Origin of the sequence: Rubrimonas sp., from assembly GCF_036788415.1 — a bacterium.
GTDB lineage: Bacteria > Pseudomonadota > Alphaproteobacteria > Rhodobacterales > Rhodobacteraceae > Rubrimonas.
In genome coordinates this window covers 40,760-51,599 of the sequence record NZ_DAIQNN010000018.1, presented here as the reverse complement: position 1 = coordinate 51,599, position 10,840 = coordinate 40,760, and the positions used below count along the sequence as shown (strand labels likewise).

The following is a 10,840-nucleotide window of genomic DNA, read 5'->3' as shown; positions in this document are numbered from 1 at the left end:
GCGACGCGCTCAGGCGACTTGCCGGTCGCAAGTCGCGCGCGTCGCATCGGCGGAGGCGCGAGCCGAAGCCGATCCCGGCGGCGCCGCTTGCGCAACGGAGGGCGGGGGCGTCCGCCCGGACGTCGCAGTGGCGACGCAAGCGGGGGGCGGACGTCGCCGCCCGGCGGCCTTCGGGCCACCGGGCAGGGCCTGACCCAACCCGCGGCGCTGGCCGCCGCGCGATGGCCCGGCGCTTGGCGGCGTCGGGCATGGCCTCTCGCGACCCGGCGCCGGCGTCCGGCGGTGACGCGATCCTCACCCCCCCCCGAGCCGCCGCCCGTTCGAAGCTGAAAACGCGCGGCCGGCGCGTTTTCCGGGCGCGTCTCTCCCACACAGCCGGTCGCGCAAGCGCCTCAAACGCATCGCCCCGCGCTGCGACAAGACGAAGACCAACGTCGCCTCCTTCGTCGCCTTCGCCATCGGCTTCGTCTTGATCCAATTCGTCAACACGGCCTAGTCTCCGACAGGGTGGCGGAGCGGTCGATTGCGGCGGTCTTGAAAGCTGTCGCAGGTTCGCGCCGACCGCCGTATCGGACCAAGGAATAGGAGTTCGGTCACACGGGGTTGCGGGCAGTTCTGCGAGGGGCATGGGGTGACGCGAATATCGCCCATAGGCCGGCAGAAAGCACTTAAGCTTTTGAACCGAATGGAAGCGTGGCCGAGTGGTTGAAGGCTCCAGTCTTGAAAACTGGCATACGGGCAACCGTATCGTGGGTTCGAATCCCACCGCTTCCGCCAGGTCCGCAGTCGGGGCCAGGCGCGGGTCGGAGCGTGTTTGAGAAGGTTCACGCCGCCCGCCTGACGAAAATTGCGATGGCGGCGAGCTGCTCGTCGTCGCGGACGAGGCTTCGGCGTTTCATGACCCATGCGAAGGTGCGCCCGACGACCCAGCACCGGCGGATGACGGCGAAGCCTTCGTCGCCGGGCGGGCGCTTCACGATCTCCGGCGCGACATGGGTCCTGTTCGGCGCCCATTTCGCGAGGCGTCCCGCGCAGCCGCCGTCCTGACGATCTGCCTGTCGATGACGGCGGCGGATGGCGACGCGTCTCGGCCCTCCCGCCGCCAACGGCGCGGTTTCATATGGTGCGGCGACGCTCGCGGGGCTCGCGCTGATCGCAGCGGCGAGCGTTGCGGCGTCGCAGGTGATGAGGCCCGCCGATCTGGCGGCGGCGGCGAAATCGGGCGGGCTGGTCATCAATGTTCGCCATGCCTCGACCGAGCGCGATTATGCGGACCAGATCGGCGCCGTGATGGGCGATTGCGGTACGCAGCGGACGCTGTCGGAAGCCGGATGGGCGGAGGCGCGGGCGATCGGAGCGGCCTTCGCGCGACTCGATCTTCCCGTCGGCGACGTCGTCAGCAGCGAGTGTTGCCGGGCACGGCAGACCCCTGATCTCGCCTTCGGGCGCTACCGCGAGACGGCTGCGCTCAGCTTCGAGAAGTCCGAGGACTTCACGGAGAAGCCGATCGCCCGGATGCGCGCGGCTGTGTCGCCGTTGCTGGAGCAGACCCCGGATGACGCGGCGAACATCGTGATCGTCGGCCATGACGATCCTTTCGAGGCGGCGACCAGCAAATATCCTAAACCGATGGGGGACGCCCATTTCCTTCGGCCCGACGGAGCAGAAGGGTTCGATGTGCTCGGCGCCATCGCTTCGCAAAAATGGAATGCGGTCCGCTGAAACGGCCTCTTGGCTTCTGGCAAAGTAACGCCGCAGCTCTTCGCTGCGGCGTTCATGTTTTCAGCGGTCGCGATTCACCGAGCGGATTTGCGACACCGCGAAGACGATCATGCTGCCCATTGTAAAGAGCGGCATGAGAAGCAGTTCTAGGCCCGTCATCGTCTGTTCTCCCTCTTTGCTCAGCAGCGTTTCTGCTGAGGCGGGAGATAGACTTGTCGGGACGGGGACAAGGCGGGCCGCCTTTCGTCTTCGCCGGAAACGCGTTTCCCGGATCGGATCAGGCATGCGACAACTTGTCGCATGCGACACGAAAGCCCGCTGCTCGCATGCGTTTTTCCGCTGCGCCGCCGCATTTCCGGATCGGGAACAGTGTGTCGCCCGCGCCGAGAATCCGCAGGCGCGGCGTCGCGTCGATTGCGCCGCGGGCTGGCGGGGCGCAGGCTGGGGCTCCAAACACAAGACCGCAATGGTCGAACAGGGAGGATAAGGCATGACGGTGGCGGCGATCCTGCGGCAGAAGGGCTCGAACGAAGTCGCGACGGTGAAGGCCGGTGCGACCCTCGAGGAGGCGGTGCGCATGCTGGCCGCAAAGCGCATCGGCGCGGTCGTGGTCTCCGCCGACGGCGCGCGGGTCGACGGCGTGCTGTCGGAGCGCGACGTGATGAACGCGCTGGCGGCGCAGGGCGGCGGCTGCCTCGAGCAGAGCGTCGCGTCGGCGATGTCCAGCCCGGTCGAGACCTGCACGCTGGAGGACCGGGCCAACGACATCCTGCGCCGCATGACGGACGGGCGCTTTCGCCACCTGCCGGTGATGCTGGACGGACGGCTGCACGCGCTGGTCTCGATCGGCGACGTCGTGAAATATCGCATTTCCGAGATCGAGATGGAGCGCACGGCGCTCGAAGACATGGTCAAGGGCTTCTGAGGCCGCGCCGCGGGCTCACTCCAGCTCGCCCAGCGCGTCGTGCAGCGCCTCGACCGCCTCGATGCGCCGCCGCCCGCCCGCGCCCAGCCTGCGCCCGGTCTCGAGCGCGAGCCGGCGCGCCAGCGCCAGCGCGCCCGCATAGGTGTCGAGCGCATCCGACGTCTCGACGGCGCAGAGCAGCGTCCAGCGGGCGGAGGCCGGCGCGGCGCGCACGCTCCGGTCGGCGATCAGCGCCAGATCGGCGCCGGATCCAGACAGCGCGCGCATCGCCGCGGCGAACTGGGCGGGGCGCCGCCGCAGCCCCACCGCGACCGCCATGTCGCCGGGCGCGAGATCGGCGAGACGCTCGGCCAGCGTCTGCCCCGGCCCGGTCAGCGCCTCGACGTCGGGGCGGAAAACCGCCAGCGCCCCGCGCAGATAGTCGGCGACGAAGGCGCTGTTGCGAAAGCCCAGAACCCGCACCCGCCGGGCGCGCGCCAGCGCGTCGGCGACATCCGCGACCGTCAGGGGATTGAGCATCGACAACGTCATCTCGACGGCGGCGATGTCGGCCTGCGGCGCCGCGGCCCCGTCGCGGGCTGCGAGATAGAGCGGCGAGCCCGCCGCGCGCATCGCCCGCGCCGCCCGGCGCGCCGCTTCGGCGCTGTCATAGCCGAGCCGGCGGAAGAGCCGCGACACCGTCGGCGCCGAAACCCCCGCCCGCTGCGCAAGCTCCGCCGCCGTCCACACCGCCACCTCGCCGGGCGCGTCGAGCGCGAGATCGGCGACGGCGCGCTCCTGCGCGGGCAATTCCGCATAGACCCGGTGGATGCGCTGGGTCAGCGACAGGGCGGCTTCGGGCGCGGGACCCGGGGCGGCGGTTTCGCTCATCTGAAATTCCACGTTCAACCCTATTGACGGCATGAAATGCATGTTTCAGCTTGTCCCGCAAGACCGGGGCGAGTCCCGGTCGCGGAGCGCATGCCGATGCACGACGTCGCCGCGACGGCGAAGCGATGGAGCCTGCGGGTCAACTGGCTGGTCGAGCGCGTCTGCGTGGCGCTGCTGGCGATTCTCGTGCTCGACGTGTGGCTCGGCGTGCTGGTGCGCTACGCCATCCCGCTGCCCCTGACCTTCACGGAGGAGCTCGCCCGCTATCTGATGATCTGGATGGCGCTGCTCGCCGTCTCCTCCGGCATCGCGCATCGCGAGCACATCGGGGTGGGGTTCGTTTTCGAACGGCTGCCGGCGCCGGCGCGGCGCTGGCTGGCGGTCGCCTTCGACCTGATCGGCTTCGCCTTCTTCGCCGCGCTGTTCTGGTACGGGCTCGGCTTCGCCGAGCGCGGCATGGGGCGCGTGACGATGATCTACGCGATCCCCAAGGGCTACGCCTTCGCCGGCGTGCCGCTCGCGGCGGGGCTCGCCTGCGTGCAACTTGGGCTGATGGGCGTGCACGACTGGTTCGCCGCGCGTCCTCCGGCGCGGACGGGCGCGACCGTGACGGGCGGAGGGCCTTTGTGATGGGCGTGGTTCTGGTTCCCCTCGCCTTCTTCGGCCTGCTGGCGCTGGGGATGCCAGTCGGGATCGCCATCGGCGTGGCGGGGACTGTCGGCATTCTCGACATGGGTCCGCGCTTCATGCAGATGGCCCCCGACCGCGTCTTCGCCGGGCTCGACCTGTTCCCCTTCCTCGCCATGCCGTTCTTCATTCTGGCCGGCGAGATCATGAACCGCTCCGGCATCACCGCGGGCCTCGTGAAGCTCGCCGACGCGCTGGTGGGCTGGATGCGCGGGGGGATGGCGCATTCCAACATGGTGGCGAGCGTTATGTTCGCGGGCATCACCGGCTCGGCCACGGCCGACGCCGCCGCCTTCGGCAACACGCTGGTGCCGGCGATGGTCAAGGGCGGCTACTCGCGGCCCTACGCCGTCGCCGTCACCGCGGCCGGCTCGATCATCGGGCCGACCATCCCGCCTTCCACGCTCGCGATCATCTACGGCTCGCTGATGGGCGTCTCCATCGCGGGGCTGTTCGCCGCGGGCATCCTGCCGGGGCTGCTGATCTGCGCCGTGTGCATGGCGGTGATCGCGCTCACCGCGCGGCGCAAGGGGTTGCCGAAGGGCGAGGGCGGCCCCTCCTTCCGGGCGGTGCGGGCGGCGTTCCGCGAGGGGTTTCTCGCGGCGATGCTGCCGGTGTTCATCCTCGGCTCGATCCTCGGCGGGATCGTCACGCCGACCGAGGCCGCCGCCATCGCCGTGGCCTATGCGCTGGTGGTGGGCGGCGTGATCTATCGCGCGCTGACATGGCGCGACCTCTACGAGATCGGCGTGCGCACCACGCGGATCACCGGCGTGATCTTCCTGATCATCGCCTCGGCGACGATCCTCGGCTGGTGGATGACCTTCAACCGAATCCCGCAGGCCATCGCCGAGGGGCTGCTTGCGGTGTCGGACAACCCGGACGTGGTGATCGGGCTGATCCTGATCCTGCTGCTGATGATCGGCCTCGTGATGGACATCAACGCGACGCTGATCATCCTTGCGCCTGTTCTGGCGCCGCTGACGCTGAAGCTCGGGATGGACCCGGTCCATGCCGGGATCATGATCATCCTCGCCCTCAACATTTCGCTGATGACCCCGCCCGTGGGCGCCTGCCTGTTCGTGCTGGCCTCGGTCACCGGCGAGAAGGTCGAGGCGATCACCCGCGAACTCTGGCCCTTCATCCTCGCCGAAGTCGCCATCCTCGTGATGATCGCCTTCTGGGAGGACCTCACGCTTTTCGTTCCAAGACTGCTCGGCCTGTAGCGGCCGGGCGCAACCGACAGGGAGACCACGATGAAGATGATGAAACCGCTGGCGTTGGGGCTGACCGCCGCCGCCTTCGCCGCGCAGGCCTTCGCCGCCGACGTGACCATCCGCCTCGCCCATCTCAACCCCGAGGACCCGTTCCAGAGCCATTCCGGCGCCATGGCGGCGGTGTTCAAATCGCTGGTTGAAAGCTCGTCGAACGGCGCCATCGAAGTGCAGCTCTTTCCCAACGGCCAGCTGGGCAAGGACGACGAGGTGATCGAGCAGGTCCGCGCCGGCATCGTGGAGAGCGTGATCTCCTCGGCGGGCGGGGTCGCGGCGCATTATCCGCTGGTCGGCGTGTTCGACATCCCCTTCGCCTTCCCCAACATCGGCGTCGCCTCCCGCGTGATGACCAAGGACAGCGCCTTCGGCGCCAAGTTCGTGGCCGACATGGAGGGCGCGACCGGGCTGAAAGTGCTGGGCCTGATCGACTCGGGCGGCTTCTTCGCCTTCACCAACTCCAAACAGCCGATCACTTCGGTCGAGGACATGGCGGGAATGCGCATCCGCACCATGACCCTGCCGACGCATGAGGCGATCATCTCCTCGCTCGGCGGGCAGCCGACGCCCCTGCCCTGGGCCGAAGTCTACACCGCGCTCCAGACCGGCGTCGCGGACGGCCAGATGAACCCGGTGCCGATCATCGCCTTCGCCAAGTTCGACGAAGTGCAGAAGTATCTCTCGATCACCAACCATGTGATCACCCCCTACATCTGGACGATGAACGCCGACTTCTACGCGGGCCTGTCGGACGAGCACCGCACGCTGATCAACTGGGCGTCGGAAGTGGCGACAGAGTCGGGCCGCGCGATGAGCCGCATCATCGAGGCCTCGGAGAACGGGCTGCCGAAGCTCGCCGAGAAAATGGAAGTCAACGTCGTGCCGCCGCTCGAGCAGGCGAAGTTCGCCGAGGCCGCCCAGCCGGCGGTGCGCGCGCTGATCGAGGCGCAGTACGGCGCAGCGGGGCTTGAGATGCTCGATGCGCTGCTCTCCAGCATCGAGGTCGAGAAGGGCGCGTTCTGACGCCTGCCGCGCCTGAAGGGCGGGCGCTTCCCGCGCCCGCCCCATGAACAAGAAACCCGACCGGAAACGCTCCCGTGAACGCCCCCATCGACCGACCCGACGCAGCGCGCCCCTTCGCGCTGATCCCCAACGCCGCCGCGCGCCGCGACGCGCCGTGGACGCCTGCGCAGGACGCCATCCTGTCCGACGTCGCCTTCGAGTGCGCCCGCGCCGCCATCGCCTCATGGCCCGGCTATGCGCCGACGCCGCTGCATCGGCTGGATGGCCTCGCCGCCGAGATCGGCGTCGCTGCGATCTGGTGGAAGGATGAAGGGCCCCGCTTCGGGCTCGGCAGCTTCAAGGCGCTCGGCGGGGCCTATGCGGTGGCGCAGGTCATCGCCCGCGAAGCGCAGGCCGCCGGCCTGACGCCCGCCGAGATCGCGCCGCGCCTCACCGTTTGCTGCGCCACCGACGGCAATCACGGCCGCTCGGTCGCCTGGGGCGCGCAGCGCTTCGGCTGCCGCTGCGTGATCTTCATCCACGCGACCGTGTCCGAAGGCCGAAAACGCGCCATCGAGGCCTATGGCGCCGAAGTCCGCCGCACCGCCGGAAACTACGACGACAGCGTGCGCGAGGCCGAGGCGACGGCGCAGGCGGAAGGCTGGACGGTCGTCTCCGACACTTCGTATCCGGGCTACATGGAGATCCCGAAGGACGTGATGCAGGGCTACGAGCTCATGGCCGCCGAAGCCTTCGACGCGCTGCCGCAGCCGCCCACCCACATCTTCCTCCAGACCGGCGTCGGCGGCATGGCGGCGGCGGTCGCGGCGCAGGCCAAGCGCCGCTGGGGCGCCGGGCGCCCGGCGATCCTGCTGGCCGACCCCGACCGCTCGGCCTGCTGGGCCGACAGCTTCCGGGCCGGCAGACCGACCCCGGTCGAGGGCGATCTCGATACGCTGATGGCGGGGCTGGCCTGCGGCGAAGTCTCGGCGCTCGCCTGGGAGGTGCTGCGCGACCACGCCGATGCGGCCATCGCCATCCCCGACGCGGCGGCGGTGGAGATGATGCGCCGCCTCGCCTGCCCGCCCCCACCCGACCGCCCCGTTGTCGCGGGCGAGTCGGCCACCGCCGGCCTCGCCGCGCTGGCGGCGACGATGGCGGACCCGCAGGCCCGCGCCGCCCTCGGACTCGGCCCCGAGGCGCGCGTGCTGCTGTTCGGCACCGAGGCCGACACCGACCCCGCGCTCTACGAACAGCTCGTCGGCGCGACCGGCGACCAAATCCGGGAGCGCGCGGCATGAGCGAGACCGTCACGCGGATCGAGATCGACGGCGCCGCCCTGCTCGACCGCCTCCGCCGCCTCGGCGAGATCGGCGCGCTGGAGGGCGGCGGCGTCTGCCGCCTCGCGCTGACCGACGCCGACAAGGCCGGGCGCGACTGGCTGGTGGGCGAGATGCGCGCGCTCGGCATGGCCGTCTCGATCGACATGATCGGCAACATCTGGGGCGTGCGCGCAGGCGCCGAGGAAGGCCCGCCGGTGATGCTCGGCTCGCACATCGACAGCGTGGCGACCGGCGGGCTCTATGACGGGGCGCTCGGCGTGCTGGCGGGGCTGGAGATCGCCGCCGCCCTCGAACGCGCCGGGCTGCGCACGCGCTGGCCGCTCGCCGTCGCCGCCTTCACCAACGAGGAGGGCGCGCGGTTCGCGCCCGACATGATGGGCTCGGGCGTGCATCAGGGCGCGCTGTCGCTCGACGCGATGCTGTCGGTCGTGGGCGTGGACGGCGCCGTGCTGGGCGACGAATTGCGCCGCATCGGTTACGCCGGCGACATCCCGCCGCGCAGCCTGACGCCTCGCGCCTATCTGGAGCTGCACATCGAGCAGGGGCCTGTTCTGGAGCAGGCCGGCGCGCGCATCGGCGTCGTGACGGGCGTGCAGGGCATCTCCTGGACCGAAGTGATCTTCGAGGGTCAGTCGAACCACGCCGGCACCACGCCCATCGCGCTGCGCCGCGACGCAGGGCTGGCGGCGGCGCGTCTGGCGGTGGAGGCGCGCGCCATCGCCGACGAGGCCGGGCCGCCGCAAGTCGCCACGGTCGGCGCCATCGCCCTCTCGCCGGGCCTTGTGAACGTCGTCGCCGAGCGCGCGACGATGACGGTCGATCTGCGCCACACCGACGACGCGGCGCTCGAGGCGGCCGAGGCGCGCCTCGCCGAAGCCGCCGCGGTCATCGCCGCCGCGGAGGGCTGCCGCGTGAAACTGCGCAGCCTCGCGCGCTTCGCGCCCGTCGCCTTCGACCCCGCGCTCGTGGACGCCGTCGAGGCGGCGGCGCGGGCGCGCGGCCTGTTCTGCCGCAGGATGCCCTCGGGCGCGGGCCACGACGCGCAGATGTTCGCGCCGAACTGCCCGACGGCGATGGTGTTCGTCCCCTCGGTCGGCGGCCTGAGCCACAACGTCGCCGAACACACCGAGCCCGAAGATCTGATCGCGGGCGCGCAGGTCGCGCTCGACGTGGTCCTGCCGCTGCTGGAGCCCCTCCCATGACCCGCCGCCTGCATGTCGCCGTCGCCCAGCTCGGCCCCATCGCGCGCGAGGAGCCCCGCGCCTCCGCCGTCGCCCGCATGGTCGCGATGCTGCGCGAGGCGGCGGCGCGGGGCGCGAAGCTGGTCGTCTTTCCCGAACTGGCGCTCACCAGCTTCTTCCCGCGCTGGTGGATGGAGGACGCCGCCGAAGTGGAGCGCTGGTTCGAGCGCGAGATGCCTTCGCCCGAGACGCGCCCGCTGTTCGAGGCAGCCGCGGCGCTCGGCGTCGGCTTCCATCTCGGCTATGCGGAGCTGACGCCCGAAGGCAGCAGGTTCAACACGGCGATCCTCGTCGGGCCGGACGGCGCGATCCTCGCCAAATACCGCAAGATCCACTTGCCGGGCCACCGCTGCCATGAGCCGTGGCGGCCCTTCCAGCATCTCGAAAAGCTCTATTTCGAGAAGGGCGATCTGGGGTTCCGCACTTTCGACGCCTTCGGCGGCAAGCTGGGCCTGTGCATCTGCAACGACCGGCGCTGGCCCGAGACATGGCGCGTCCTCGGCCTTGGCGGCGCTGAGCTGGTGCTTCTCGGCTACAACACGCCGGCGCATTACCCGCCCGCCCCCGAGCATGACCACCTGCAATATTTCCACCATGAACTGAGCCTTCAGGCGGGCTGCTACCAGAACGGGCTCTGGGCGGCGGCGGCGGCGAAAGCGGGGCGCGAGGAAGGGTGCGACCTGATCGGCGGCTCGATCATCGTGGCGCCCACCGGCGAAGTGGTCGCGCGCGCCGCCACGACCGCCGACGAGGTGATCTCCGCCGTGGTCGATCTGGACCGCTGCGCCGAGATCCGGCGCAACATCTTCGACTTCGCCCAGCATCGCGAGCCGCAGGACTACGCCGCGATAACGGCGCGCAAGGGCTGAGGCGGCGCCGATGGGGCCGGCGAAGCTGTTGGCCCGTCGGGTGCGCTGTGCCGCCGGCGCCGATGCGGCGACGACCCCGGGCGACGCCCCACCCCGAGGCGCCGCGCTTTCGGCGGAAACCTCACGAACGAGACGACAACCCTTTGCTGGATTGGCGGAGCCGATGTCCCTCCACGCGCGCTGGCCGCCGGCGGCGCGCCGAGCTTGCCTGTGCATCGCCAGACGCTCTTCTCGGAGGGCTGCGATTAACCGCAATTTAAAGATGCACATAGTTTAAATAAAAAATCTGAACGGACCTCTTTGAGAACGCCATTCTTAAGATTGGCATTTGTATTCGCGATCATGATTTCGGTCATGTTATTGTCATTCGTTTTTCGTGCGGGAGAAGATCGACGCGCTGGTCAGTTCATCGCTGGAGGCGAGCCCTGACGGACCCATTCTCGCGGCGCCTGTCGGGGGCGCGCTTACGCTCGACGTGGTCCTGCCGGCGCCCGCCGAAAGGCGGGCGCGGCGCGCTACCCGCTTGGCCGGATCCTCGCGCTGACGAGCCTCGCCAATCTCTGATTCGCGGCGACTTGCGCGGGCCTCGGCGCTTACGCCTCGTCCGCCAACCCCTTCTCGCTGGCCTTTGCGGGTGCGATCGGCATTCCGGTTGCGGCTTGCGCCGGGATGCGCGCGCTCGCGCATTCGAGACTCCCGCCTTTCGGTAGGGCGGGCGGCGCGTCGGAAACGCGAACCGAGGACAGAATCGATGTCCTGCGAGTTCTCCGTCGCCTACAGCTTCCCGGTGGTATCTCGGGGGGGCTGTTCGCTCCGGCCAAGTCCGCCTTGGCGGAGGTTCTGGCCGCGCCTGACGCGGACAAGGCCAGATGCTTGGCGTTGATCGGCGGCGGCGCGGCGCGAGGGGGCC

10 protein-coding genes and 1 tRNA gene are annotated in these 10,840 nt (G+C 70.0%); 9 read left to right on the top strand and 2 right to left on the bottom strand.

Going from position 1 to position 10,840, the window contains the following annotated elements; translation table 11 throughout:
• Window positions 1-687 precede the first annotated feature (687 nt).
• Window positions 688-777: transfer RNA gene (locus V7Q31_RS06975), tRNA-Ser, on the top strand.
• A gap of 47 nt (window positions 778-824) precedes the next feature.
• Here V7Q31_RS06975 and V7Q31_RS06970 read toward each other — a convergent pair.
• Complete coding sequence (locus V7Q31_RS06970) at window positions 825-977, bottom strand: hypothetical protein (RefSeq protein ID WP_333832971.1); 153 nt, start codon at window positions 975-977, stop codon at window positions 825-827.
• Between the two features lie 97 nt (window positions 978-1,074).
• On the opposite strand from V7Q31_RS06970, the gene V7Q31_RS06965 reads away from it, so the two are divergent.
• Both V7Q31_RS06965 and V7Q31_RS06960 read left to right on the top strand, forming a co-directional pair.
• Entirely contained in the window at window positions 1,075-1,722 is a 648-nt protein-coding gene (locus tag V7Q31_RS06965; RefSeq protein WP_333832970.1) for a histidine phosphatase family protein, read from the top strand.
• A 490-nt stretch (window positions 1,723-2,212) separates the two neighbouring features.
• Entirely contained in the window at window positions 2,213-2,647 is a 435-nt protein-coding gene (locus tag V7Q31_RS06960) for a CBS domain-containing protein (RefSeq protein ID WP_333832969.1), read from the top strand.
• A 15-nt stretch (window positions 2,648-2,662) separates the two neighbouring features.
• On the opposite strand, the gene V7Q31_RS06955 is transcribed toward V7Q31_RS06960, so the two are convergent.
• Window positions 2,663-3,517 (bottom strand): MurR/RpiR family transcriptional regulator, encoded by an 855-nt coding sequence (locus V7Q31_RS06955; protein WP_333832968.1) that lies wholly within the window; start codon window positions 3,515-3,517, stop codon window positions 2,663-2,665.
• Window positions 3,518-3,613: 96 nt separating this feature from the next.
• Here V7Q31_RS06955 and V7Q31_RS06950 point away from each other — a divergent pair, with 96 nt between their 5' ends.
• From V7Q31_RS06950 to V7Q31_RS06925, 6 genes are all read left to right on the top strand, one after another.
• A complete protein-coding gene (locus V7Q31_RS06950) occupies window positions 3,614-4,147 on the top strand; it encodes a TRAP transporter small permease (protein ID WP_333832967.1) in 534 nt (177 codons plus the stop codon).
• Complete coding sequence (locus tag V7Q31_RS06945) at window positions 4,147-5,430, top strand: TRAP transporter large permease (RefSeq protein ID WP_333832966.1); 1,284 nt, start codon at window positions 4,147-4,149, stop codon at window positions 5,428-5,430. The genes V7Q31_RS06950 and V7Q31_RS06945 overlap by 1 nt, the downstream gene beginning before the upstream one ends.
• Before the next feature lie 30 nt (window positions 5,431-5,460).
• Complete coding sequence (locus V7Q31_RS06940; RefSeq protein ID WP_333832965.1) at window positions 5,461-6,498, top strand: TRAP transporter substrate-binding protein; 1,038 nt, start codon at window positions 5,461-5,463, stop codon at window positions 6,496-6,498.
• 74 nt (window positions 6,499-6,572) lie between these two features.
• On the top strand, window positions 6,573-7,778 hold the full coding sequence (locus V7Q31_RS06935; protein WP_333832964.1) for a diaminopropionate ammonia-lyase: 1,206 nt from the start codon (window positions 6,573-6,575) through the stop codon (window positions 7,776-7,778).
• A complete protein-coding gene (locus V7Q31_RS06930; RefSeq protein WP_333832963.1) occupies window positions 7,775-9,022 on the top strand; it encodes a M20 family metallo-hydrolase in 1,248 nt (415 codons plus the stop codon). The genes V7Q31_RS06935 and V7Q31_RS06930 overlap by 4 nt, the downstream gene beginning before the upstream one ends.
• Window positions 9,019-9,930 (top strand): N-carbamoyl-D-amino-acid hydrolase, encoded by a 912-nt coding sequence (locus tag V7Q31_RS06925; protein ID WP_333832962.1) that lies wholly within the window; start codon window positions 9,019-9,021, stop codon window positions 9,928-9,930. The genes V7Q31_RS06930 and V7Q31_RS06925 overlap by 4 nt, the downstream gene beginning before the upstream one ends.
• Window positions 9,931-10,840 lie beyond the last annotated feature (910 nt).